Genomic DNA, 25,524 nt, shown 5'->3' on the forward strand with positions numbered 1-25,524 from the left:
ATTGAGGAATTGAGCAGCCTCCTTATCTTACAATTAATTCTACCCACCTACTTACAAGATATCGTTTGAACTGATCTTGAAGGAGAAGACTACAAGTCCTAAAAAACAATCTTCAATCGACCCAATAAAACCAGAAAAGCTTTAAGAATTACTCAGAGATACTATTTGGTTAAATTGACTCCATGTAACCACATTCAAGCCTGCAACAGTTTAATCACTTGATCGATCGCCTCACTCAGTTTCTCTATTTTCAACTGTCCGGCTATTGAGCGAATGATTTGTTGATCGGCAGTAAACAAGCGATTGGGTCTGATATTACTTGACTGCCTCAAACTTCCAGAACTAAAGTCTGAGCTTTCTAGAGCGATCGCAGAATCGTCTCTCACCAAACGACTCGTAATCTGACACAAAATTAAATCATCCCCTGTTAGCACCGCCAACACTAGCGCAGGTCGTCTTTTTGCCTCAGTAAGATCTGAGAACGGGAACGGTACAATCACCACATCGCCTCTCACAAATCCTGCCAAGCCTCGTCCTCCTCTGGTCTAAGCCAATCCTTTGCTAGAGTGGACTCGCTCAACAACGCGGTCTCTTGTCTATCTGGTTGATGCTTCGATTTCAAAAATTGCACAAAATCTAGAATTTCCTCGACCAGAAAATCGGGGATCTGCTCAATCTCATCAAGCAATTGCTGTTTAGAAGGCATCACTTATTGGTAATCAAATTAGCTTCAGTCTACACAGAAGTTCTACCTTTTGGACTGAGATCTACAATCAAAAGTCCCCAGACCTGTTGAGATCCGGGGACTTGGGCAAGATTTAATCGTTTGCAATTCAGAAGAGGCATGAACCGTTAAAATCTCAGCCCGTCTGATAATCTTTGATCCTGACAATCTTTTAAGGCCAGCCGCTATACGTCAGCAGCACCCTCATTGCCTCTGCTTGCACCTTCTTGATCGCCTTCTGACTCATCGCGATTGTTGTCGTAGCGTCTGCCTCGCGTCATGCGACCTGTGTTAGTGCGCTTGCGAAACTTACGAGCATAAGCCTGGTTACGGAGCGCTTTTTCTTTCTTTTGGTTGCGGCGTTTAGCCATGTTTACCCCTTTTGAGACATCAGTTGAAGAATTGTAGACAGATCGCATTCAAATCAAAGCCAAACGAATCTAGCCCCGAAAGGAATTGAGTGAGAAGATCACTCTAACATAATCCGCACAGCTATCCAGTTGACCGCGCCAAATTTGCAGCCCAGGCGATCGCCTCTTCAGCGTTAAAAATCTTCCCTTCGGCTCGTGCTAGTTGTAGCGCTGCCAGTAGTTGACCGATTTGCGGCCCGGCTGCGAGACCGAGCGCCAACATCAAATCTTGCCCTGTGACCAGAGAACTGGGGTGAGCAACCGGATCTTCAGCATTGAGAAAGCGGTGAATCAGAGGCGCGATCGTTTCTAAAGGAGTGCCCGCAGCGATCGCCAAGATAGCCAGTGCCGAAAAGGTAGCGCCCACTTCGCGGAAGAAGAAATATTGCTCTCCCAAACTCCACTCGGTCTGAGCATTGTTTTCAAACCGGGGCAAATTTTTGAGAACGGTACTTGCTGCCTGAATCTCGGCTCGACTGTACTTTAATCGCCACAACTGCCCTTCTGCCTGCTGAGGATCAGGACTCAGTAAAGCGGCTAATTTGGCGATCGTTAGCCAGTTGCGGGTCGAGCCAGAAGACTTTTCGAGCTTGCCTTGACCATTACGAGCGGCAGTACGAATGTTTTGAAACAACTCCGCCTCAAACTCAGCCCAGGTTTCTTGAAAGACTACCGCTGTTTGGTCGATCGCCCTCAATCGCGTCAAACTCACTTCTGTCGCACTGGGAAACCAATCTTGCAGCAGACCATCTTGCCACGCGGCTCTCAACCAGTCTGTTCCTTTCGGAGAACTGAGCAAATAATTTAACTCTGACTGCACCCGTTCGGCGGCGATTCTCCCTAGTTTGGGTGCGAGTTGGCGAATAGCGGACTGAGTTTCTGATTCGAGCGCAAATCCTAGCTGGGCTGCCTGACGATACGCCCGCAACAGACGCAGCGGATCTTCTGCCAAATTCTCACACGAGACCATGCGAAGCAGTCCCCGTTGTAGATCGGCATGACCTTGCAGCGGATCGAGTAATTGAGAGGTGTGTGGGTTGTAGGCGATCGCATTCACCGTAAAGTCACGTCGGCGCAAATCGGCTTCTAGCGTCGGGCCGACCTGCTGGGCAAAGTCAGCCGTTCCCTGCTCAAACACGACACGAGCAATCTGGCGTTCCGCATCCAACAACACGAACCCGGCTCGATAGTGACGCGCGATCGCTTGGGCCGTTTCGACCGCCGCGATCGGTAGCACAAAATCCAAATCCAAATAGTCAGAATGCCGCTTGAGAAGAGCATCCCGAACCGTTCCACCAACCAGACACGCAGATTCAGGTAGCCACTTTAGACTAAAGGGCCAGCTTTCGGGAGACAGGGCAGAAGAGGCAACCACAACGTTTTGCCAACACAGATGATTCAATTCAAACTAATCCTAAACGGGGTAAAGCTGGCGAAGTGACAAAGAAGCGACTGGCAGTGAATTGAAGCAGCTACAGGCAGTCGAGTCAGCGTTTCTAAAACGATCGTCTCAATCAAAGCGACCACACCTCTCTAGTATGGCGCTTGATTTTTCAGGTATGGAGCGTCTGGGGTCTAGAAATCGCCCACCTGCGCCGCCTCCATCTTTTGCTAACCGCTAACCGCAACATAAATCAACCCAGAAGCCAATGAATAATTCGTTCGCCTGAGCTAGAGTAACAGAAAATCATCTCCATTCTTGCCCCACTCCCTTCTATTGTGTTGCAGAGAGATTAGAACAATGTGTATCTGTGTCAATTGCCATTATGTAGACCGCTGCACCACCTATCACGCGGTCGAACACCAGCACGAACAGCCCCATCTCACCGAGACACCCGACTTTGAAGCGACCGAGCCGACGATCAATGTCAACATCCGCGATCGCTCCGACTACATCGAGATGGAATGGGACGTTGTAGGGTGTCTCAGCTTTAAATCAGAACACGGCAAATGGGCCAGGCTACGTCCGGGTGAGATGGTGCCGACTTAATCTGAATTCATCAAAACCCGCCTTCGCCCCTCAAAAATTCTTTTAGTCTGCGAAGGCGACTTCGTTCTGTTAGGCGCGGTTTGAACCGCCAGCCACAATTGCTTTTGCCGAGAAACCTCTCCTCCGGGAAACTCCTTAAGCTTTGGTAAAAACTTCATAAAGCCAGACGTGATCCAGGCCTCAATTTTGGGAACAGTCAGCTAGAAAAAGACCCTTGTTCTTTCTAAGACATCCTGACTTAAAGCCATGAGCCTGATCCGTTTTTCCTCACGTCACGCTGTCCACGCTGTTGTGGTTGGCTTGGTTACAACTTTCAGTAGTGTTGCGCCGCTGGCAGCCCAGACAGAATCCGCCAAAGCACCGACCCCAACAGAACCCGTCAAAGCGTCTGAACTGTCTAAAACCCAACAAGAAGCTCAGAAATTTTACGGAGCCGGAGAAGGTCAAATTAGAAGCGCCAACTATCGAGGAGCCGTTGAGAACTACAACAAAGCGATCGAGCTAAATCCTAATCTCAGTAATGCTTACGTAGGAAGAGGGGCAGCCCGATCGAATCTGGGTGACTCAACTGGAGCGATGGCAGACTTTGATCAGGCGATCAGGCTCAGTCCTTTTGATGCGGGTGCCTATGCCCAACGCGGAACGACTCTCTATGCAGTAGGTAATGCCGATGGTGCGATCGCTGACCTCAACAAAGCCCTAGAGCTAAATCCCAACCTGGTGCCAGCCTACGTCAATCGGGGACATATTCGCGCTCAGTCTGGAGACACCGAGGGCGCGATCGCTGACTTCAATCAAGCCTTACAGCTTCAGCCGAGCTACACACCTGCTTTACTCAATCGGGGCTATGTTCACTTCTCGAAGGGCGATCGTCAAGCTGCTATGAATGATTTAAATCAAGCGATCAAACTTCAGCCCGACTACGCAGAAGCCTATTTAAGTCGCGGCACACTGCATCATGAAATTGGAGAAGACCAGGCAGCGATCGCTGACTTTAATCAAGCCATCCGCCTCAAACCGACCTACACCTCTGCTTACTACAATCGAGGGCTGGCTCATTCTAAGTTGGGGAATCTAGAAGCTGCTCAGGCTAACTTTAGCGAAGTGGTGAAACTCAATCCTGACAAGACCGATGCCTTTTTGAGACGAGGAATGGTACGGGCTGCGCTAGAAGATGTGCAGGGGGCGATCGCTGACTACAATCAAGCCCTCAAACTCCAGCCCGACAATGTAGAAGTGTTAAAAAGTCGCGGTGATTTGAAGGCCTCTGTCGGAGATAAACAGGGCGCACTGGCTGACTACACTCAGGCGTTGCAGGTCAAATCAGATTACGCGGCCGCTTACGTCAGCCGTGCCGAAACCAAGTCAGAAATGGGCGATCGAGCCGGGGCGATCGCTGACTACACCCAAGCCGTCAGTCTCGACACCACCGATGCCAGAGCGTACGAAAATCGCGGCAAAGCCAGAATGGATCTGGGAGATGCGCGCGGGGCGATCGCTGACTTTAGCCAAACCTTACGGATCAATTCAACTAGTGCAGATGCTTACTATCATCGCGGCGTATTGCTTGCCAGCCTGGGCGATCGTCAAGAAGCATTGACCGATCTAAGACAAGCAGGCGATCTCTACCTCCAACAAGGTCAAGCAGAAGGCTACCGCAGCGTGTTAGATCAGATTGTCAAACTCAAGAACCAGTAGAGACGTTAGATCGAGACGTTACAACTCGAAATGCTTTCTGTCTAAAGTCCGAAGTCTAAAGTCTATAGCCCAAGCTCCTCCACCCTTCCCCAACTCAAATTTCTCCTCAAATCCGATCACTCAACAGACCCCCAACTTCGATAGAGTAGACTTAGAAGCGCTCTCTGCTTGATCGAGCGTAAGCATTGTCTTACAGGGGTTTGGAGATGATTACTGCGCTAACTGTGCTAGTGGCTTTAGGGATTTTGGGTTGGGGCTATTATCGGGCCAGACCCTTTGGCAAAATTGGCATTCTGGCCTGGTTGCAGTCGGTTGTGCTGATGGCTCCCTGGCTGCTATTTTTTGGCTTGTTTTCGGTGGGCATCTACCTCAATTTGGCGGGTGTCTTGTTGTTATTTGTCATTTCTACTGGTTCTTATATTTTAATTGGGCGACGGCTCCGGGCAGCAGGTCAGGAAGTCTTGACCAAACGAGCGTCTACTTTATCCAATGTTGAAACTGACAATCTTGAAACTCAGGCGATCGAGCCTCCCTCCCAAACGCTGACAACGCCTTCACCGGATAGCCTCGAAAAACCCGAGGAGATGCCCATTCCCTTAGAGGATCTCAAGACAATTCAAGGGATTTTTGGGATTGATACTTTTTTTGCAACCGAAACGATCCCCTATCAGAATGGGGCGATTTTTAGAGGTAACCTGCGAGGTGAAATTGAACCGACCTACGATCACCTCTCCAAAAATCTGCACGACAAATTGGGCGATCGCTATCGGCTGTTTCTGGTCGAAAATCAGGATGGCAAGCCAGTTGTCGTCATCTTACCGAGCGCCAATGATCCCAAGCCTGCCACGCTGACCCAAAAGATTTTGGCAGGGGTTTTGTTGACGGGAACGATCGCAACCTGTTTAGAAACGTCTGGATTTCTACTGGGCTTTGATTTTTACACCGACTTGAGCCGATACCGGGAAGTGTTGCCGATCGCCAGTGGCATTCTCACGATTTTGGCGGCTCACGAGTTGGGTCACTGGTTTTTGGCACGACGGCATCAGGTTCGCCTGGGTTTTCCCTTGTTTATTCCAACCTGGCAAATTGGCTCCTTTGGGGCGATCACTCGATTTGAGTCTCTGCTGCCTAGCCGAAATGCGTTGTTTGATATCGCGTTTGCTGGCCCAGCCGCTGGCGGCATCGTTTCGTTAATTTTGCTGATCGGTGGCTTGCTGCTTTCTCATGAGGGCAGTTTGTTTAAGGTGCCGACTCAGTTTTTTGAGGGTTCGATTTTAGTAGGAACTTTGGCACGAGTTGTCTTGGGCAGTGCGCTTCAGCAGACCGTCATTGCTGTGCATCCCTTGGTCATTGTGGGGTGGATTGGGCTGCTCGTCACGGCGATCAATCTCATGCCTGCGGGTCAGCTTGATGGTGGCAGAATTGTCCAGGCGATCTACGGACGCAAAATTGCAGGCTGGACGACGATCGCGACCGTGATCCTGTTAGCTCTCACGTCTTTAGTGAATCCGCTAGCATTATATTGGGCGATCGTGATTTTGGTCTTGCAGCGCAATTTAGAACGCCCCAGCCTGAATGAATTGTTAGAACCCGATGACGCACGGGCGGCGTTAGGCTTGCTGGCTCTCTTTTTAATGGTTACGATTCTTTTACCCCTGACACCCAGTTTGGCAGGACGACTCGGAATTGGTGGGTGAGGTTGTTGAAATTTAAGTTATCAAGTGTGAAGCGTAAACGGTCAGTGATAAATTACACTTCATACTTTAGAGTTCCCGTTGAGTCACCTCCCTAAAACCATGTCTGAATTACCTCCCATTTTTCTCCTGTTTGATCTCACGGCGCTACTGGCTGGTCAAACCCGCGAGTGGCAAGAGTTTTCACGAGTTGGACGGTGTTTTGTACCCCAGGCAGTCTACGAAGAGATCCAGGCGCTAGGGCGAGTTGGGGTCGATCGCAATCAGGAGCAGACCGCTAGAGAATTTGTGCGCTTTTTTGGTGAGAGCGATTGGCAATTGACGGGCGTTGGGGCGACTCATTCCTCACTCCAACCCGTTGCTGGACAGATCTATAGCAGGCGGGCCCGACTTGCGCTCACGGTTGCAGAATGTGCTTATGGGCTGTCACGCAGTAGTCCTGGTCGGCTTGTGGCCCTGATTGGTAATGATCAACCGCTGTTACAGCGCATTCAAGGATTAAGCATCGCCAATCTCTGTGGAATTCCGCTGTCGGCACTGTTGATCTGGACTCGTAGCGGTCGTCGCCCACCGATCGTGGCTCAACATTTGCAAGCCATGCGGTCTACAACAGTGACAGTTGGCATTATGCCTTCGTCTACTCGTGTGGCCACCGCGACCAAACCAACTCGTCCTGCTCGACCGCCGTCCCGCGCTGTTTCCAGAGTTTCTAGAGCAGAAAATCTGCGTGCCATCCGTCCAGATTCTCACCATCCTACGGCGCTCTATCAAATTGTGTCAGGCTTATCAGCGCTGGTCGCAGCAATTTTAGTTATGGGAATTGTCTGGTACATCGTGCAGCCCAAAGCGTTTAATCAATTTATGCGCGATCGCAACCTACCCACTTTGCCGGAGATGTCCACCGTCGAAAATTAAGTTTTGCACTCGTCAACCTCACACTGGAACTTGCTATCCTCACCTCTGCGTCTGGGAGTGCAGTTCTTGTTATCCTGCTTTGCGATGCAACTTAACCGATCGACTAAATTTTTGTCTGTGATTGTTTTAGTGGCGGTCTTGTCTCTGGTGACGGGTGTGCCAATGGTGCAGCCTGTGTCTGCTGATCCCATCAACCTGCTCAAGCGAAGCAATCGCTCCTCAGCCCTGCCAAAGTTTATCGCGGATCAGGTGCGGCGCGATCTGTCTCGTCGGGTCAGAGTGCCACTTGGAAAATTGCGGATCAGAACCGCTGAAAAGCGCACCTGGCGAAATAGCTGCCTGGAGTTGGCAAGACCAGATGAACTGTGTGGTCAAGCTCTAGTTGAGGGGTGGCGCGTAGTTGTCGCTAGAAACCAGCAAACCTGGGTTTATCACACCGATCGCGAAGGACGAGTTTTGCGTGTAGCGGGAATCCAGGAGCAATCGCCTCCAGCGTCGGTAGAAGATGCGGTGTTGAGAGATGCGGTGGCGCAATCAAATCTATCTCGCTCTGCGCTGCGGATCACCCAAGCTGAACAAAGAACCTGGAGCGATGGCTGTCTGGGACTGGCAGAGAAGGGAGTCTTTTGTACTCAGGCATTGGCTCCTGGTTGGCTCGTGGTGGTAGAAGCAACCGGACAGCGCTGGGTCTATCGCACCAATTTCTCAGGCTCGTTGGTGAAGCTTGACCAATCCGCCAGGGAGACTTTACTGAAGCCTGTTCAGATTCCGGTGAATGACCTGCCCAAATTGCCGCAAAGCGTCATTTTTCGAGCGATCGCTAGTGGCGGCTTCGCGGGTCAAACGCAGCAAACTGTTTTGCTTCAAGACGGTCGATTGATTCGCAGTCGCCTCAACCCCAATGGCACAGCTTCTTTGCTGCAAACCACTCGGATTTCTTCTCAGCAGATGCGTCAGTTTCAACAGGTTATGGCAGCGATCAAGGCGTATGATCGCCTCAGCTATCCCGCTACTCCAGGCTCCGCAGACATTATCACGGTTACACTTTCGACTCGCGCTGGTACGGTTCAATACTCTGATAGCATTCAGACTCACCTACCCCAGCCTCTTCAAACCGTGATCGCTGCCTGGAGACGGCTCGATCAAGCGAGTTGAGCGTCAATTAGACCAGGTATACCAATTCGCTCGATCGGCTGTAAACACTTTTTGATCAACGTGAATTCGATGAATTTCTTCGCTTTGGTTGCAGATCTAGGTTGTCCCCCAAATCCCCTACAGATGAAAACCTTTGGGTCGGAGATCTGGTCTTAAAGTCCCCTACTTGTGGGGAATTTAGGGGGCGTTTTGGGATCTGCAAGCAAAGCGAAGAATTCATCGAACTGACGTTAACGCAGAGCTATGCGAAACGCACCGATTTTAAAATTTCAGGCTGGTGGCGCGATCGAGTTAGCTCAACACATCCTATAGATAACGATTTAATTTACGAGCCTCGACCATCTCAAGCTTAATCTCGGCTCGAAGTCTGGATTTTCCCTTGTGAACTCAAAAGCTGCTTACACGCCAGCCACAGAAACGGTGGGATCGTTTTGCGGTAGCGGCCCCACAGCCGACGAGGTTCTTGAGCAAGACGATACAGCCACTCCAGACCTGATTCACGAATGAAATAGGGTGCCCGTTTGTGAATGCCTGCATAGATGGGAAAAACGCCCCCGACCCCGATCATCACCGCCTGAATTCTGCTTTTGTGCTGTCCCATCCAAAATTCTTGCTTGGGGCAACCCAGAGACACAAAGACGATTCCTGCCCCGCTCTCATGAATTTTTTGAATGACTGCCGCATCCTCAGCAGGGGTCAGCGGACGAAACGGTAAAGGCTCCATGCCTGCAATGGTGAGGTCAGGAAACTCTCGCTCAAAGCGGCTCCGCATGTTGTCCAAAATTTCTGGTTCGGAGCCAAGAAAAAAGACGCTGATGTTTTGAGAAGGAGCCAGATCGCAAAGCGACATCATGATGTCCATCCCTGCCACTCGGTCTTGCGAATAGCGGCCCAACAGTCGCACCATCCACACGAGCGGCATCCCATCAGGTGTGACAATATCTGCATTGTAGAGAACTGAGGCCAGTGCAGGGTCCCAGGAGGCTTCTGTGAGCATGTGAACGTTGGCGACACAGACCACTTTACTGATTCGACTTTTGGCCCACTTGAGAATGACTGAAATCTGCTGGTCAAACGGCAGTGCAGTCACCGGAAAGCCAATTACGCTTTGAGCAGGAATGGAAGTTTCTAAGGTCATGATCGCATTCTTGAAACTGGAAATTTACTCTGAAAGTGATTTCAGGCACCAATCTATAGAAATTAAATTACCGGGCAGAGTAATTCTTGGGCGTTGTAGTTGTCAAGTCTACTTTGTTACTTAAAGCCTACTGGTTAAGCACTTTAGCGGGGGCGAGACTAAAGACAGATAAGCTTTTTGAGAAGCCTCCGTATGTTTATCAGTGAATATCCTTAATAGATAAAATACGGAGAACACGCTGAGAAGTTAGTGGAAAATCTGTACCCTTTAAGGAGAAGATACCGTATTTTTACTCAGTGGAGCGTGAAGCTCAGATGAAATATGCCTACATAAATTCGACTTTGAGGTGAAGAAATTAGATTCCTCTAAACTTAAGCAAATTAAGCTGCCTGCCCCCAAACCTATCGCTATTTCTGTAAAAATTCAGTGAAGAAAACCTAATAGATGATGAAGATTACCTACCAGAAAATACGGAGTCGCTTGAATCCCTTCACAGCTTGAATTCAGAGCAATTTCTGATTCTTTTCTACTGCAACTAAAACGCGACTTTTTGTAGGTAACGTGAAGCGACCCTTTGCGGGCAACGTAAAACAGCGTGAATTCGATGAAATCTTTCGCTACGGTGATTAATCTGGGCAGCCCCTAGACCCCTCACCCGTAGGGGATTTGGAAGTGACTCGAATTGATAATCGAAGCGAACAATCTCATCGAATTCACCTAGTTTCAAGGGTTTCTAGCTGAAATTGTTCTCAGAATGGGGACAAGCTTGACTCCAAATTCTGACTCAAAGCTGCTCTTTTTGTAGTCCAAACTCCACAGTTCTAAAGCACAATCTTCGTCAGGCTCAGTCGCTTGTAGCAGCAGCCGCATCTCTTGTAGGTCAGGAATATAGTCACACTGAATGTCAGCGATCGCCCCGATTTGTCTGCGGTCAAGGGCAACGGACAATCTCAGTAGTGGACTCAATTGTTCGACGATGCGACGATGTTTTTTGCTAGTGAGATTTCGGTAGCTGTCGTGACGTTTTTTGGGGCTGCTTTTGCGGTGATAGCGGGCTAGATTGGCGATCGTTTCAATCTCGATCTCGGTATAGCCCAGCAGTTCTGCGTGACGAATTAGGTAATAGGAATGCTTGTGGTGAGAGGCGTGACTGACATGGTGCCCGCAGTTGTGCAAAATCGCGGCCGCCCACAGCAGTTCTCGTGCATCGGTGTCCCAGGAATGCAACAGACCACGGGTTTGGTCAAACAAGTTGAGGGCAAATTGAGCGACGCGCTGACTGTGTTCTAGATTGACCTGATACTTTTGAGCATTCTTGAGAACGCTACGCTGACGGACAGAACTTTGATAGCGAAGCCGATCTTCGATCAAGCCGTGGGCCAGCATCCAGTCAACGACGACTCCTTCACGCAGCGATCGTTCACAGATTTCTAACGTCTCCACCTTGAGCAAAGTCATCGCTTCGAGCAAAATCATTGCCCCCGCCAAAATGATCTCAGCGCGTCGATCGTTGAGTCCAGGAATTAAAAGGCGATCGGCATAGCTCAACTTTCGGAGGCGATTGACCCATTCACGCAGGTCTTTTTGAGTGATTTGACAGCCATTGAGTGGCGTGGGAACCGTGCCAAATTTTTCACGAGCATTCAGACTGACCAGCGTCTCGATCGTGCCCGACGTGCCAATCATTCGCAGGGTGTCGCCTGGTTTGAGTTGAGTCTGCAACTCTTCGACGGGGCGCTCTAACATGCCGCGAATATAAGCCTGGAGATACTGAAACTCGGTGGGGCTAATGGGATCGGTGGTGATCAGTTCTGAAGTCAGGCGGACTGCTCCAATCTTAGTGCTACTGAGGGTTCGCGGTTCGTGCCCGTCACCCAAAATCAACTCAGTTGAGCCACCACCAATGTCAATGATCACATGGGGTTGGTCATTAAACTGCATCCCCGAAAGCACACCCAGGTAGATTCTCCGAGCTTCTTCGACCCCTGAAATCAGATTGACCCACAGCCCCAAATCTGCCTCGATCTGCTGCAAAAATTCCTGTCCATTCGGGGCTTCTCGAACTGCACTAGTGGCGACGGCGATCGTCTGTTCGGCGTTGAGGCTTTTGGCAATTTCTTGACAGCGTTTTAGTACGTCCGTTGCCCGTGTCATCGCTTCTGGGGTGAGTCGTCCAGTTTGCTTGCAGCGATCGCCCAATCGCACTGTCGTCTTTTCTCGCGCAATGATTGTGAACGCGGGCAACCGGGGCTGAATGCGAACCACAACCATATGAATTGAATTTGTCCCCACGTCAATTGCCGCTAGGATGCGGTCTCGATCGCTGGGCGGCGTAGGAATATTGACCAACGTTTCGGGAGGGGTATAGGTTGATTTAACCATGCGATGAAGCGGCTTGCGGGGCAGAATGGGACGATCGACAACAGAAACTTTGTAGCATTTTTAACGGGTTAGAAGATGGATGCGTAGCTGACAGTTAACGGGTTGCGGTCTACTTTCTATCTTGACGGAGGACGATTAGAAGAGGTTGCAGATCGAGGGTCAGGTTGATCTTAAGAGTTTCTCAGTCGTTTTTACAACAATCCATCAGACAAAATCTCTCCAGGTAGAAATGCTTACCGTCTAAGTTTGCTAAAAAACTTTAGATTTGTAACATAATGAAATAATCTGAATAATTAGGCTCGTCAAGTGCCAAGGCATTTCCTAAACGGCCACAGATGATCTCTTTCGCACTCAACGCCCAAACTGAGATTAAACTGAGATGTCTCACGTTCCTTTACCTGGTGAGAACCACAATCCGTCTCAGGGAAATCGCCCGATTGCCCCTCTGCTGGACACGTCCGACCTGCTCGAAGTCCTGCTTGACGAAAAACAACAACTGCAAGATCAGGTGGATTCTCAGACCGAGTTTATCCACTTATTGCTGCACCAACTCGCCACCCCTCTGACTTCGCTGCAAGGATCTGTCCATTTGCTGGGTGAGCCGTCTTTGAATGATGACCAGCGTCAGGAGTTTTTAGATCTGATTCGTCAACAGGTCGAACATTTGCAAGAAATGCTGCAAAGCCTGGTTGCCTTGAGAAGGTTTGAAGCAGGGGGTTTGGTGTCTCAGCCGATCGCCTTCTCAATTAGCAGTCTGGCCCAAGAAGTGATGGCTCTATTTCATCATTCAGCCGCCTATGAGTTTCAGTCCGATTTGCCAGAAGTTTGGGGCGATCGCTGGCAGGTGTCTCAAGTGTTGATCAATCTTGTGTCTAATGCCATTAAGTATTCTCCTGCTCAGACTGCTGTTGTGATTGGGGCAAGTTTGCATTCAGAAGGATTGGTGGAAGTGTGGGTGCGCGATCGCGGGTTAGGGATTCCGACCGAGGCTCAACCTCAGTTGTTTCAGCGATTTTATCGAGTGCGACACCGCGATCGTGCCAACATTTCGGGCACCGGGTTGGGGCTTTCTCTCTGTAAGCTTTTGATCGAAAACCAGGGCGGTCAAATCGGTTTTGAATCCACCCACGGAGAAGGCAGTCGGTTTTTCTTTACCCTGCCCGTTGCACAATAGGTTTGGATGCTTTTGAACGCTGATTAGGCTCAATTCAAACTCTCTATGCTAACAACTCCCGAATCCATCTGGCTCAAGGTTCTTCGACTGTTGCGCTGGGACAAGCCAGAAGGACGTTTGATTTTGATGATTCCTGCGCTCTGGGCGGTGTTCCTATCTGCTAGAGGAACGCCTCCCTGGATTTTGGTGGCTGTGATTGTCTTAGGAACGCTGGCCACGAGTGCGGCAGGCTGTGTCGCCAATGATTTGTGGGATCGCAATATTGATCCCCAAGTTCAGAGAACTCGTAATCGTCCCCTTGCATCGCGATCGCTCTCGATCAAGGTTGGTGTCGTCGTCATGCTGGTCGGGCTGGTGTGCGCTTATGGACTGACGGCTTATCTAAATCGGCTGACTTTTTGGCTTTGTGTGGTGGCCGTTCCAGTCATCTTGCTGTATCCAGGCGCAAAACGAGTCTTTCCGGTGCCTCAGTTGGTGTTGTCGATCGCCTGGGGGTTTGCGGTTTTGATCAGTTGGAGTGCGGTGAGTTGTTCTGCCATTCCGGCCGCAACCCCTTGTCTGGGTCAAGAAACCTGGCTGCTTTGGGGCGCAACGGTTTTGTGGACGCTGGCTTTTGATACGGTTTATGCCCTGCCCGATCGCGAAGACGACCAGCGAATTGGCGTGAATTCAAGTGCGCTGTTTTTTGGCAAGTATGCTCCCCAGGCGATCGGCGCTTTCTACACGGCTACGATCGTGCTTCTGGCAAAGTTAGGAATGGTGATGCAGCTTGGCTGGGCGTTTTGGGTAACAGTAGGAGTGGCGGCGATCGGCTGGGCGTACCAGTACTACAAACTTTCTCAGGGCAAACTCCCCAACACGCTTCACGCGCTCAGACTGGATGTATTAGTGGGCTTCGTCTTACTGGCTGGCATGATTGCAGGCTCGTAGAAAATTTTTAGGTAGCTCGATTTCTTCTGCTCAAACGGTTCGTTTTTAGCCTGGTGTTTGTGGCTCTCCTGGACTTGTGGTGCAAAAGAGGGGGGTTGCTTTTAGCTTCCTCAAAAGATTGAGCTAAAAGCTCTACGGGGCATAGGTTTCTTGACCAATCAGGTTAGCTTATGACCAGAACATCAGGAGAACCGTTCAGGGAAGAAAATAGAATTCAGTACTTTTAGCTTAAAAAATCGGGCGTTGCTGAATCAGGGGATGAATCGCCTCCAATGCGAAGGGGAACCCAAGGTTCAAAGTCCCCCAGAGTGGGGGATTTAGGGGGCGAAAAGATGGACACTTCTCACAGATTCATCCCTCCAATCAGCAACGCCAAAAATCGTAAAGGCTTACACAAAAAAGAGATACAGCATTACTGCATCCCTATACTTAATTTGCGCTTTTGCAAATAGCTAAACGGTTGTAATGTCCTTTTCTTTTTGGGCTAAAACTTTCTCAGTTTCAGCAATGTATTTGTCGGTTAGCTTTTGAATGTTGTCCTGCAAATCTCTGGCTTCGTCTTCAGAAATCTCTTTGTCTTTTTCCTGTTTTTTCACCGTATCAATTCCATCGCGGCGAATGTTGCGGATCGAGACTTTGCCCTCTTCGGCGTATTTGGCGGCCAGCTTGACCAACTCTTTGCGGCGATCGCTCGTCAGCGGCGGAATATTTAGCCGAATCACCGAGCCATCATTGTTGGGCATCAACCCCAAATCAGACATCGAAATCGCTTTCTCAATAATCGACAGACTGGAGCGATCGTAGGGTTGAATCTGGATCGTACTCGAATCAGGCGTACTGACATTGGCTAAAGACTTGAGAGATGAAGGCACCCCGTAATATTCCACCGAAATTTTGTCCAGCAGACTGGTGCTAGCTCGACCTGTACGAATTGTATTAAAAGACCGCTGAACGGCTTCGATCGCCTTCTTCATATGGTCTTCGACTTCAGCAAACTTCACAAAAACCTCCGACAATCGTTCCGATAGGTTCTCCCATCACTGCCCGTTTGACGTTTCCGGGAACTGACATGTCAAAAACAACGATGGGGATATTGTTATCTTTACACAATGAGATGGCGGTACTGTCCATCACTTTCAAATCATGGGTCAAAACGTGAGAATAAGTCAGACTTTGAAAGCGTTTTGCGTCAGGATTGTGAGTCGGATCTGCGTCATACACGCCGTCTACTTTCGTCCCCTTAAACAGCACTTCTGCATTGATTTCGGCGGCTCTCAGAGCAGCAGTCGTATCGGTCGTAAAGAACGGATTGCCTGACCCCGCCCCAAACACAACTACCCGACCTTTCTCAAGATGACGCATCGCCCGACGACGAATGTAAGGTTCTGCGACTTCTTGCATGGCGATCGCAGTCTGCACTCGTGTCTGTACTCCCAATTGTTCTAGCGCGTCTTGCAGGGTCATTGCATTCATCACCGTGGCGATCATGCCAATATAGTCAGCGGTGGCCCGATCCATGCCTGCCGCAGCCCCTTTGACTCCTCGAAAAATATTGCCGCCGCCCACCACGATCGCCACCTGTACCCCATTGGCCACGATTTCTGACACCTCTTGGGCGATACCCGTGACAACAGCAGGGTCAATCCCGTAGGACAGGTCGCCCATCAGAGCTTCACCACTGATCTTCAGCAGAACCCGCCGATAAGTTATTCCCATGTGACGATGACTTGCTCTTATTCAATTGCTTTCACCCTAAGATAGCAGCAGATATAGCGTTTGGCTAAATTTCTGTAAGCTCAATATCAAACTGTTCACTCTACAGGCAGGTTAGCCGATCGCAGATGAGCCAAAGTCAGGTGGAATGTCCTGCCAGCGGCCCTGTCCTACTGCTCGAATCGCCTCCTTGAGGGACACGTCTCCGGTATAAATGGCGCGCCCGACGATCGCTCCGGTCACCCCTTGCGGTTCCAACGCCAACAAACTCAGCAAATCCGTTACCGAGCTAACTCCCCCCGACGCAATGACAGGAATCGCGACTACCGCAGCCAATTCTCGAAGCGCCGCCAGATTGGGCCCTTGTAGAGTTCCGTCTCGATGAATGTCGGTGTAGATAATGGCGGCGGCTCCCAACTGGGCCATTCGTTCTGCCAACTCAGTCGCCAACACTTCTGAAGTTTCTAGCCAGCCTTTGGTCGCCACTTTTCCATTTCGGGCATCGATGCCGACGATGATTTGCCCCGGAAATTCACCACACAGTTCAGCGACCAGCTTAGGATTCTCGACGGCAACTGTTCCCAAAATAGCCCACCGGACACCCGTCGCCAGTAAAGCCGCAACGCTGGAGCGATCGCGCAGTCCGCCCCCAACTTCGACAGGCACCGTTACGGCTTGAACGATCGCGGCGATCGCTGCCAAATTCACCGGGTTTCCTACCTTGGCTCCATCTAGATCCACCAAATGCAGCCGAGTTGCCCCCTCCTCAGCCCACTGCTGCGCTACCGCAACCGGGTCGTCATTGAACACTTCTGATTGGTTGTAGTCGCCCTGATACAGTCGGACACATTTACCGTTGAGCAGGTCGATCGCGGGAATCACTTCCATAGGTTTTTGACTGTAGGTTTTTGACTGTAGGTTTTTGACTGTAGGAGCAAACCTCATTGTCGGTGAAGAGGTTACAGGTCGGTGAAGAGGTTACAGATTGAGTGACGGCTCAAGCACCCCGGACTCGATCGCAGAAGTTCCCTAATGACTCATTCCAATCCTAGAGCTTTGCTGATCAGAGGCAGTAGTTTTGTACAAGCTTCTGCAAGTTTGGCGGTGTCGGGGAGAAACGAAGCTGCGTTTTTGAGAAACGTAACGGCCTGAGTGCCCAGGCTTTTCTTCTCAGTCTGATCAGGATTTTGTGCCACTTCTGCCAGAGTTTTGACTTGTTCGAGGGCGGTTGCTTTGCCTTTGTTGGGGAGGTCAGGGTCAGACTCGATCGCGCTCTGCAACTGCTTGAGCAAGTCTGCGAGTTCGGCATGGCAAAAGGTGGAATGCGGGGGATTGATCGAATGGGTGCTGCCCATCTCACTAAGGTTAGAAGTGGGCGGTTGAGCGACAACCGTTAGCTTCAGTCCTAGTTGATTTAACCAGTCCGCTAAACTTTGGATGGCTTGACTTCCCGGTTGACTGAGTAAATCGTCGAGCTTTTGTTGATGGTCGGCTGCTTGCAGCAATGGGTGTGATCGACTCAGCGCCTCAGATACATTTAGCAGCGCTAGATGCAGTACGTCAGGTTCAGCGGTGGCTTCTTCAAGATGTGTCTCTAGATAGGTCGCTGCGTAGGTGCGATCGCTCAGGCGCGAGATCAAATAGTTCTGATAGCTATGACTCACGGGCGCTTTGACGTTGTTCATAATCTTCCCAGTATTCTTTTGCCTTGAGAATGTCACTGTTTTAGGTGCTTTTGTCGCCACCGCAGAGTAACAAGACGATCGTGGTTTCAATCTGATTGAAGTAGATGCGATACCCTGAGCCGTAGTCAATCCGCAACTCGTAGACACCGGAGCCGACAGAGCGATGATCGCCCAAATTGCCCAAACGCACGCGATCGAGTCTTTTATTGATAATAGTTTGAGTTTTGATGTCTCGCAGCGCTTCTAGCCATTGTGTGAAGGGCACTTTGCCGCTGGCTGTTGTGTATAGCTGAATGTCTCTGAGTTGCGGTTCCATTCGTTGATCGCGGCACTCAGCCCAGTCCTAACGCTTTGCTGATCAGCGGTAATAGCTTGCTACAGGCTTCGACGATCGTGGCGGTGCTAGGAAGGGCGGCGACTGTCCCTTTCAAAATTTTGACTGAAGTGGCGGCTAGTTTCTTGAGAGTGCTGTCTTGGGGGTTTTCTCCGGCTTTTGCCAGAGTGCCGATTTGCTCTAGGGCTTCGGTTTTGTCGGGGGGCGTGAGGTCGGGGGCGGACTCGATCGCGCGCTGTAACTGCTTGAGCAAGTCTGCGAGTTCGGCGGCTTGGGGGTGGGCGGATAGCTGGTTGAGGGTGTTGGTGAGGTTGCCGCTGATTTCACCGAGGTTGAAGGAGGAACCTGTGGCGTTGAGGTCGCCGCCGACGTTGAGGTTGCGGCTTTGGTCGCTGCTATTGCTCATAAGCTTGTTCTCGTTAATGATGCTGATTGGTCGATTTGCCAGTGAGCGAATGGCTCCTAACATATCTGTGTTTTGCTGACGGTAGTAGGTAATGTCGCTGTCTTTGGCTTGCAGTTCTGCTTGATAGCGGGTTTCGATCGCTTTGAGAGCAAGTTCATATTGCTGGTTAAACTCACTGTGAATCTTTGGCTTATTGGCATCGTGTGGGACGCTGACTCGCACCACCACAACGCCATCGCCTTTATTCTCAATGCTCTGGATTTCTAGCGGGGTCTCTTCGTTTTCGACCTGCACTTGCTTAAAAGCAACGACAAAGGCTTTCCAGTCGATGCCGTTGCGGAAAATCAGATCGACGGTGTTCAGGACTTCTTGAAATAGTTTGGTGAATTCACCGGGGGCAAAGTTGCCGCTACTGGGGCGGCGTTCCTGCTCGTTTCGCAACAAATACACATGTTGACAATCTACCTGCTCCAGGTTGGCATGACTGTCGATATTCCAGGCTTCTAGGCAAGCTCCGGTGAGGGTCGCCCCCCTGAAGTCGGCATTGAGAACAAGGCTTTCAGTCAGATTGGCATTTTTCAGGTTGACATGGTGTAGGGTGGCGCAGGTCAAATCTGCCCAAGTCAGGTTTGCTTGTTCTAAGTTGACTCCATCCAGGTTTGCGGCTCGCAGGTTGGCATCAATGTATGATTTCTGGTAGCCGTTGCGAGTGATGAGCAAGTCGCGCACAGCCGGGTTTGTCAGAATGGAATTGCCAACTCTGGCTCGATCGAGTTGTTTGGCATCTTGCCAACACACCCAGTCCAAAATAGTTTTGCGTTCTTGACGCTTGCCATGAGGGTCTTTTTCCCAGACATTCGTAAAATTCGTGTTTTTGAGTGTCGCTCTGGTAAAGTTTGCGGCGGTCAGATCTGCACCGCGAAAGGAAGTCCCACCGATCGTCGAGAGGACGAGTGAGGTTTTCCAAATCAAAGCAAACTTGTCATTTCCCTTGAGGGTGTGCCATCCCATGTAACCCCCTAGGAGGGTTTGGGCAATCGCCCAGGCCGCAAATAAGGGCACGATCACGTCAAGAGGAACTTCTACAACATCGGGTGTACTGCCAAACTGTTTCCCGGCTAATGCCCCAGCCAGCATGGTCGCTCCGTAGAGGGGTGCAACAAGCAAGCCAATGGCTGCCCCTAGCTCAATGGTTGCCACGACTATCGAGCCAGCCACCAAATCAGAACCCCCCAGAGACAACACAACTGGCAAGACGATCACAATTGTAAAAGGGATGATTTCACCGCCTGTCAGTGCCGAAAGCCCCATAAGCAGTAGGGAGACCGCCATCACGATCGCAATCACCACAAACCCCGCTTCTAAACCTTGATAAGCAATGACAGCGGAGACGAGGGCAAAGATAGCAATGGCAAGCCAGTTGAGTTCAAGGTTCGATCGCCAAAGGAACCATCCACCATGAATAAAAGAGAATGCAACCACAAAACTGATGATTAACCCCAAACAAAAGAGGATGGCAAATCCAAGCTTCCAGTTAGTGGGTAGCCCTGCTTTTGCTCCGACGAAACTTGCTTTTTTCAAAATGGCGTTGCTAAAGTCCGTTCCTCGAATATCTGCCTCGCTGAAGTCGGCACCCGATAGATCTTTTCCTTTGAACGACTGCCCACGCAGATCAACGCGGCGAAAATCTCGCTCTCCGGCGGTGTAGCGTTTGAGGACTTCGCTGGCTTTCATGGGAAGGGATGAGGGATGAGGGATGAATTTGGGCGAACTCATCAGGGTTTGATACAGCGATAGCACAAAAAATACGAAAAAGAGAATTCCTTACTGCAATCTTCGAGTTCAGAACATCCCGGTTCTAGTTTTGAGGTGCAAGTTCCGAGTTCTGAGGTCGAGTAATCGAGTTTTGAAGTGGAAGTTCCGAGTTTTGAAGTGGAAGTTCCGAGTTCTGAGCTACAAGTTCCAAGTTTTGAGGTGGAACGATCGCGCTTCAAGCCTGATCGTTTGATTTCTAATCGCGATCGCTTCAGCACGAAACCGGATCTCGATTCAATTTTTGCGGCTCCGGGTCAAATGCCACATAAAAGTTGCCCTGCGCTGCCTTTCGCTTGAGAAATCGCACATGGTCATCTGCATCGATTTTGTGGTGCGCCCAATCACCCTGGGCAATTCTCCGGGAAAGTCAGCCACGATCAGATAGGGGCGATACACGTCCCTGAAAGTTGGTTGATTCATAATTCACTCTAAAAACTTCTTGAGCGTTACTGTATCACTCTACCTAGAATGCTGCAACTAGCAGCAAAAAGTAATGCAACGCTGCATAATGTATGAAACGCATTAAAACGTACTGTCTACAGGAAGTTAATCTATGAATAGCCCCGTAGAAAGACAGAGTAAATTTGTGCCCGATCGTCAGAGCGTAGATATTGAAGGACTTCGAGAGCGTCTTGTAAACGCTTACGCAGAAAACCATCTGTGGGAAAAGCTATCAATGGCCCAGAAATTGCGGCAGCTAATTGAGGAACGTCTGGACGAAATCGAAGCTGCAAAGAAGCGATTGCCGAATCCAAGTGACGAGTAAGCACGATACTCAAAGACTTCTCTAGAGACGAACGCAACTCTCTATCAGAGTTAGATCCAAAATTGAGCGAGAAGGCTTGATACCAGAAGATTGAATGCCATAGAAGAAGGCCCCTGCGATCAAGTGCAGAGGCCCTAGTTTTATTCAGTACCTGACTCAATTAGTCGAGGTTAGGCATTGCGAGTACGGGTTCCGACTCGCGATCAATTCCTTTCTCAAAGCCAGCGGCCGCTGCACGAGCGCGACCTGCGTGCCAAAGGTGTCCAACCAGGAAGAAGAAGCCCATCACAAAGTGGAAGGCTGCCAACCAGGCGCGAGGAGACACATAGTTAAAGGAGTTAATTTCTGTCGCCACACCTCCAACAGAGTTGATTGAACCCAGAGGCGCGTGAGTCATGTACTCAGCCGCACGGCGAGTCTGCCAGGGTTGAATGTCATTCTTGATCTTGTTCAAATCAAGTCCGTTCGGCCCACGCAGAGGCTCCAACCAGGGGCCACGGAAATCCCAGAAGCGCATCGTTTCTCCACCAAAAATGATTTCACCTGTCGGAGAACGCATCAGGTATTTACCCAAACCTGTCGGGCCTTGAGCAGAACCCACGTTCGCACCCAGTCTTTGGTCACGAATCAAGAAGGTCATGGCTTGAGCCTGAGACGCTTCAGGGCCGGTAGGGCCGTAGAATTCACTCGGATAAGCCGTGTTGTTGAACCAAACAAACGTGGAAGCAATAAAGCTCATCAAAGACAGGGCACCGATGCTGTAGGAGAGATAAGCCTCACCTGACCAGACAAAGGCGCGACGCGCCCAACCAAAAGGCTTGGTGAAGATGTGCCACAGTCCACCTGCGATGCAGATGAGTCCAACCCAAATGTGACCGCCGACAATATCTTCCAGGTTGTCAACGCTGACGATCCAGCCGTCGCCACCAAAGGGAGACTTCAGCAAGTAGCCGAAGATGATTGCAGGGTTGAGAGTCGGATTCGTGACCACACGAACGTCACCACCACCGGGTGCCCAAGTGTCATACAGACCACCAAAAGCCATCGCCTTAGCAACCAACAACAGCGCACCCACGCCCAAAAGGATCAGGTGGTAGCCAATGATGTTGGTCATTTGGTTTTTGTCTTTCCAGTCGTAGCCGAAGAAACTGGAGTATTCCTCCAAAGTTTCAGGGCCGCGAACTGCGTGGTAAATACCACCAAACCCAAGAACCGCAGAAGAGATCAGATGCAGAACACCGACCACAAAGTAAGGAAAGATGTCAATGACTTCGCCGCCAGGGCCCACGCCCCAACCTTGAGAAGCCAAGTGAGGCAGAAGAATCAGACCTTGCTCGTACATCGGCTTTTCGGGGATGAAGTGAGCGACTTCAAATAAAGTCATTGCTCCAGCCCAGAAAACGATCAGACCAGCGTGGGCAACGTGAGCACCCAGCAACTTACCAGAGAGATTGATGAGGCGGGCATTTCCAGACCACCAGGCAAATCCTGAAGATTCCTGGTCGCGATTACCCGCAATGATTGAATTATTAGAGAGCGTTACCACGGGGCAGAACCTCTTCGGGGAATACAAATTTTTCGTGAGGCTGATCTTGAGTGGCCATCCAAGCGCGGATGCCCTCATTCAGCAGAATGTTCTTGGTGTAGAACGTCTCAAACTCTGGGTCTTCAGCCGCCCGTAGCTCCTGCGAGACGAAATCATACGCCCGCAAGTTCAGCGCCAGACCGATGATGCCCACCGAGGCCATCCACAACCCCGTCACGGGCACAAACAGCATGAAGAAGTGCAACCAGCGCTTGTTGGAGAAGGCAATCCCAAAGATCTGTGACCAGAAGCGGTTTGCCGTCACCATTGAGTAGGTTTCTTCACTCTGCGTCGGGTTGAACGCCCGGAAGGTGTTGGCGTTTTCGCCATCTTCAAACAAGGTGTTCTCCACGGTTGCGCCGTGAATCGCACAGAGCAACGCACCACCCAGGATGCCCGCGACGCCCATCATGTGGAACGGATTCAACGTGAAGTTGTGGAAGCCCTGGATGAACAGAATAAAGCGGAAGATGCCCGCCACCCCAAAGCTGGGGGCGAAGAACCAACTCGATTGCCCCAAGGGGTACATCAAAAACACCGACACAAACACGGCAATCGGACCTGTGAAGGCGATGGCGTTGTAGGGTCGGATGCCCACCAGTCGAGCAATCTCTAGCTGACGCAAGCAGAAGCCAATCAGTCCGAAGGCTCCGTGCAGCGCCACGAATGACCACAGTCCGCCGATTTGGAACCAGCGGGTCAGGTCACCTTGGGCTTCGGGTCCCCACAAAAGCAGTAGGGAGTGTCCCAGACTGTCAGCAGGGGTGGAGACGGCAACGGTCAGAAAGTTGCAGCCTTCGAGGTACGAGGACGCGAGTCCGTGGGTGTACCAGGAGGTGACGAAGGTGGTGCCGGTCATCCAGCCCCCAACCGCCATGAAGGCGCAGGGGAACAACAGAAGACCAGACCAGCCGATGAAGACGAAGCGGTCGCGTTTCAACCAGTCGTCCAGGGCATCAAAAATGCCTCTGCTCGGTTGCTGCGCGCGTCCAACTGCAATGGTCATGAATTAAACCCTCGTAGTCTTTACTAAAATGCGAGTTTTCTAGAGTGAACGCGTTTATATGTCTACATATAATAAGAGAAATCAGAAATTTTACAAAGCGAAACGTCAAATCTCAGCAAACTTTTTATCAAATTTTCTGAAAACATCAGAAATACCAATGGTTTCAGCAGTTCAAGAAAATTCATGCCTTCCTGAGACGAAATGACTATTTGAGTATTTTTGCTCAGGGTTAATTGTCATAAAGCTTTGTTTCTCTTAACGATTTAACATGTGCTGTCGATCGCGATTCTTTTGCCGAGGTGAATGTGGAGCGTAATATACTGGTTTAGAAGTTGCTCTAGAATGGCCAACTTTTTAGACCACTGTTTCTCAGCTTTGCATCTCGATCTGTTGTAAAGCTTATCAGTCAACGGCTGCAACTCTGATTTTGTCATCTCTTCTTCAGGTAATGAATGTCCTATGACTGCACAGACAACTCCTACTAACCTGATTTTACGCAAAGAGATTTTGGGTTCTCGACGATTTAGCAATTACTGGTGGGCGATGGTTATTTCGCTCGGTGCGACCGGATTTCTCCTAGCAGGAATTTCTAGCTATTTAAAAATTAACCTTCTGCCCTTTGCCGACCCAACGACGCTGATCTTTGTGCCGCAGGGTTTGGCGATGGGCTTGTATGGAGCGGCTGGCACGCTACTGGCAATTTACCTGTGGCTGTCCGTGATTTGGAATCTGGGAGGCGGCTACAACGAATTCAACAAGCAGACGGGTGATGTAAAGATCTTTCGCTGGGGATTTCCGGGGAAGAATCGCGAAATTGAGTTGAACTTTAAGGCATCGGATGTGCAGGCTGTAAAAACCACTCTGAGAGAAGGGATCAGCCCCAAGCGATCGCTTTATTTGCGGGTTAAAGGAATGCGTGATATCCCATTGACGCGAGTAGGTGAACCTCTGCCCCTCTCAGAATTAGAAAATCAGGCGGCGGAACTGGCTCGATTTTTGGGTGTGCCGCTAGAAGGACTGTAGCTCTACATGCCTAATCCTCAAACTTACTTTTACAATGATCTGGGCTAATTCCTGGTTGCAACTGGGCCTTTTTGCTTAGTATGTTGAGGTGACTTTGTTGGAAGGGTAACTAAAAATGCAGACAAAAATCCGAAATTGGCTATTATCCACGTTGGCGGTTGCCATCTTCGCGATCGCTGGATGCGGCTCACAAGCAAATTCTTCGGCTCCGACCGCCCCGCCAACTGCTTCCCCTTCGGCAGCTTCTCCGATCCCAAGCGTTCAGGCAACTTCGCAAGCGGCAGGCGTGCCCAGGCTAGACGGGAAGGCGACAGTCGTAATGACGGTGAAAGGGTCGCCCATTACAATCGAGGTCGATGGGACTGATGCCCCTGTCACGGCTGGCAATTTTGTGGATCTGGTCGATCGCAAGGTTTACGATGGTTTAGTCTTTCATCGAGTCGTGCGAGAACCTCAGCCATTTGTGGTGCAGGGTGGCGATCCCCAAGGCAAAAATCCTAATTTTCCTTTAGAGCAGTTAGGGACGGGCGGGTTTACTGATCCAGCAACGGGACAGGCTCGTAACATTCCCTTAGAAATCAAGCCTGAGAAGACAAGTGATGCGATCGTCTACAGCAAAATTCTCGATTCTGGCGCACCCAAGCTCAAACACACTCGTGGCGCGGTAGCAATGGCACGATCGGCGTTTCCCGATTCAGCGTCTTCTCAGTTTTACTTTGCCCTGTCCGATCTGCAATTTTTGGATGGCAGCTATGCAGTCTTTGGCTATGTGACGCAGGGAATGGAAGTGGTGGATAAGATTCAACAGGGCGATCGCATTGAGTCTGCCAAAGTCACCCAGGGATTAGACAAGCTCAAGAAGGGTTAGGAATCTCATAGCGGCTTCAGGTTTGCATCAAGGCAGACTGTCCTAAACTTGCGAGGCTCTTTAAATAGATCCCCGATTTCTCAAAGAAGTTGGGGATTTTGTTGTAGCGAGTT

General features: G+C 50.3%; 25 protein-coding genes. 10 read left to right on the top strand and 15 right to left on the bottom strand.

From position 1 onward, the window contains the following. Positions 1-194: 194 nt before the first annotated feature. The 4 genes from ACKFKH_RS29400 to ACKFKH_RS29415 all read right to left on the bottom strand — a co-directional run bounded on the left by ACKFKH_RS29400 (position 195) and on the right by ACKFKH_RS29415 (position 2,509). Complete coding sequence (locus ACKFKH_RS29400) at positions 195-527, bottom strand: type II toxin-antitoxin system PemK/MazF family toxin (protein ID WP_446861921.1); 333 nt, start codon at positions 525-527, stop codon at positions 195-197. After that, the gene (locus ACKFKH_RS29405) at positions 512-706 is read right to left on the bottom strand and encodes a DUF2281 domain-containing protein (RefSeq protein ID WP_446861922.1); all 195 of its coding nucleotides are present in this window, start codon (positions 704-706) and stop codon (positions 512-514) included. The genes ACKFKH_RS29400 and ACKFKH_RS29405 overlap by 16 nt, the downstream gene beginning before the upstream one ends. A 203-nt stretch (positions 707-909) precedes the next feature. Next, on the bottom strand, positions 910-1,095 hold the full coding sequence (locus ACKFKH_RS29410) for a hypothetical protein (RefSeq protein ID WP_446861923.1): 186 nt from the start codon (positions 1,093-1,095) through the stop codon (positions 910-912). Between the two features lie 121 nt (positions 1,096-1,216). Beyond that, positions 1,217-2,509 (bottom strand): CCA tRNA nucleotidyltransferase, encoded by a 1,293-nt coding sequence (locus tag ACKFKH_RS29415; protein ID WP_446861924.1) that lies wholly within the window; start codon positions 2,507-2,509, stop codon positions 1,217-1,219. A 366-nt stretch (positions 2,510-2,875) separates the two neighbouring features. Here ACKFKH_RS29415 and ACKFKH_RS29420 point away from each other — a divergent pair, with 366 nt between their 5' ends. From ACKFKH_RS29420 to ACKFKH_RS29440, 5 genes are all read left to right on the top strand, one after another. Beyond that, positions 2,876-3,124 (top strand): Ycf34 family protein, encoded by a 249-nt coding sequence (locus ACKFKH_RS29420; protein ID WP_446861925.1) that lies wholly within the window; start codon positions 2,876-2,878, stop codon positions 3,122-3,124. A 246-nt stretch (positions 3,125-3,370) separates the two neighbouring features. Beyond that, a complete protein-coding gene (locus tag ACKFKH_RS29425) occupies positions 3,371-4,822 on the top strand; it encodes a tetratricopeptide repeat protein (RefSeq protein WP_446861926.1) in 1,452 nt (483 codons plus the stop codon). 206 nt (positions 4,823-5,028) lie between these two features. Then, the gene (locus ACKFKH_RS29430; protein ID WP_446861927.1) at positions 5,029-6,519 is read left to right on the top strand and encodes a site-2 protease family protein; all 1,491 of its coding nucleotides are present in this window, start codon (positions 5,029-5,031) and stop codon (positions 6,517-6,519) included. 99 nt (positions 6,520-6,618) lie between these two features. Beyond that, the gene (locus ACKFKH_RS29435) at positions 6,619-7,431 is read left to right on the top strand and encodes a PIN domain-containing protein (RefSeq protein WP_446861928.1); all 813 of its coding nucleotides are present in this window, start codon (positions 6,619-6,621) and stop codon (positions 7,429-7,431) included. An 84-nt stretch (positions 7,432-7,515) separates the two neighbouring features. Further along, on the top strand, positions 7,516-8,586 hold the full coding sequence (locus ACKFKH_RS29440) for a hypothetical protein (RefSeq protein WP_446861929.1): 1,071 nt from the start codon (positions 7,516-7,518) through the stop codon (positions 8,584-8,586). A 349-nt stretch (positions 8,587-8,935) separates the two neighbouring features. Here the strand turns inward: ACKFKH_RS29440 and ACKFKH_RS29445 are convergent, their stop codons facing one another. Both ACKFKH_RS29445 and ACKFKH_RS29450 read right to left on the bottom strand, forming a co-directional pair. Further along, on the bottom strand, positions 8,936-9,724 hold the full coding sequence (locus ACKFKH_RS29445; RefSeq protein ID WP_446861930.1) for a WecB/TagA/CpsF family glycosyltransferase: 789 nt from the start codon (positions 9,722-9,724) through the stop codon (positions 8,936-8,938). 723 nt (positions 9,725-10,447) lie between these two features. Continuing rightward, complete coding sequence (locus ACKFKH_RS29450) at positions 10,448-12,106, bottom strand: Ppx/GppA phosphatase family protein (protein WP_446861931.1); 1,659 nt, start codon at positions 12,104-12,106, stop codon at positions 10,448-10,450. 379 nt (positions 12,107-12,485) lie between these two features. Here ACKFKH_RS29450 and ACKFKH_RS29455 point away from each other — a divergent pair, with 379 nt between their 5' ends. Both ACKFKH_RS29455 and ACKFKH_RS29460 read left to right on the top strand, forming a co-directional pair. Next, entirely contained in the window at positions 12,486-13,280 is a 795-nt protein-coding gene (locus ACKFKH_RS29455) for a sensor histidine kinase (RefSeq protein ID WP_446861932.1), read from the top strand. 45 nt (positions 13,281-13,325) lie between these two features. Then, a complete protein-coding gene (locus ACKFKH_RS29460; protein ID WP_446861933.1) occupies positions 13,326-14,210 on the top strand; it encodes a 4-hydroxybenzoate solanesyltransferase in 885 nt (294 codons plus the stop codon). Between the two features lie 452 nt (positions 14,211-14,662). Here ACKFKH_RS29460 and frr read toward each other — a convergent pair whose 3' ends face one another. From frr to ACKFKH_RS29495, 7 genes are all read right to left on the bottom strand, one after another. Continuing rightward, positions 14,663-15,211, bottom strand: a complete 549-nt coding sequence (gene frr, locus ACKFKH_RS29465; protein ID WP_446861934.1) for a ribosome recycling factor — start codon at positions 15,209-15,211, stop codon at positions 14,663-14,665. Further along, entirely contained in the window at positions 15,198-15,926 is a 729-nt protein-coding gene (pyrH, locus tag ACKFKH_RS29470; RefSeq protein ID WP_446861935.1) for a UMP kinase, read from the bottom strand. Before pyrH ends, frr begins: the two co-directional genes overlap by 14 nt. 111 nt (positions 15,927-16,037) lie before the next feature. Next, positions 16,038-16,811, bottom strand: coding sequence for a 1-(5-phosphoribosyl)-5-[(5-phosphoribosylamino)methylideneamino]imidazole-4-carboxamide isomerase (gene hisA / locus ACKFKH_RS29475; protein WP_446861936.1), 774 nt, complete (start codon positions 16,809-16,811; stop codon positions 16,038-16,040). A gap of 149 nt (positions 16,812-16,960) precedes the next feature. Next, complete coding sequence (locus ACKFKH_RS29480; RefSeq protein ID WP_446861937.1) at positions 16,961-17,608, bottom strand: hypothetical protein; 648 nt, start codon at positions 17,606-17,608, stop codon at positions 16,961-16,963. A gap of 40 nt (positions 17,609-17,648) precedes the next feature. Beyond that, positions 17,649-17,924, bottom strand: coding sequence for a type II toxin-antitoxin system RelE/ParE family toxin (locus ACKFKH_RS29485; protein ID WP_446861938.1), 276 nt, complete (start codon positions 17,922-17,924; stop codon positions 17,649-17,651). 16 nt (positions 17,925-17,940) lie between these two features. Further along, positions 17,941-20,082 (bottom strand): pentapeptide repeat-containing protein, encoded by a 2,142-nt coding sequence (locus ACKFKH_RS29490; protein WP_446861939.1) that lies wholly within the window; start codon positions 20,080-20,082, stop codon positions 17,941-17,943. 315 nt (positions 20,083-20,397) lie between these two features. Further along, a complete protein-coding gene (locus ACKFKH_RS29495; RefSeq protein WP_446861940.1) occupies positions 20,398-20,583 on the bottom strand; it encodes a hypothetical protein in 186 nt (61 codons plus the stop codon). Positions 20,584-20,716: 133 nt separating this feature from the next. On the opposite strand from ACKFKH_RS29495, the gene ACKFKH_RS29500 reads away from it, so the two are divergent. After that, on the top strand, positions 20,717-20,929 hold the full coding sequence (locus ACKFKH_RS29500; protein ID WP_446861941.1) for a hypothetical protein: 213 nt from the start codon (positions 20,717-20,719) through the stop codon (positions 20,927-20,929). A gap of 160 nt (positions 20,930-21,089) precedes the next feature. Here ACKFKH_RS29500 and psbC read toward each other — a convergent pair whose 3' ends face one another. Together psbC and psbD are read right to left on the bottom strand one after the other, a co-directional pair. Next, positions 21,090-22,475 (bottom strand): photosystem II reaction center protein CP43, encoded by a 1,386-nt coding sequence (psbC, locus tag ACKFKH_RS29505; protein ID WP_446861942.1) that lies wholly within the window; start codon positions 22,473-22,475, stop codon positions 21,090-21,092. Next, complete coding sequence (gene psbD / locus ACKFKH_RS29510) at positions 22,459-23,520, bottom strand: photosystem II D2 protein (photosystem q(a) protein) (RefSeq protein ID WP_446861943.1); 1,062 nt, start codon at positions 23,518-23,520, stop codon at positions 22,459-22,461. The genes psbC and psbD overlap by 17 nt, the downstream gene beginning before the upstream one ends. A 459-nt stretch (positions 23,521-23,979) precedes the next feature. Between psbD and ACKFKH_RS29515 the strand changes: the two genes are divergently transcribed. Both ACKFKH_RS29515 and ACKFKH_RS29520 read left to right on the top strand, forming a co-directional pair. Then, the gene (locus tag ACKFKH_RS29515) at positions 23,980-24,543 is read left to right on the top strand and encodes a photosystem I assembly protein Ycf4 (RefSeq protein ID WP_446861944.1); all 564 of its coding nucleotides are present in this window, start codon (positions 23,980-23,982) and stop codon (positions 24,541-24,543) included. A 115-nt stretch (positions 24,544-24,658) separates the two neighbouring features. Beyond that, positions 24,659-25,411, top strand: a complete 753-nt coding sequence (locus tag ACKFKH_RS29520) for a peptidylprolyl isomerase (RefSeq protein ID WP_446861945.1) — start codon at positions 24,659-24,661, stop codon at positions 25,409-25,411. The last annotated feature ends 113 nt before the right edge of the window (positions 25,412-25,524 follow it).

This window comes from Phormidesmis sp. 146-20 (genome assembly GCF_052939475.1).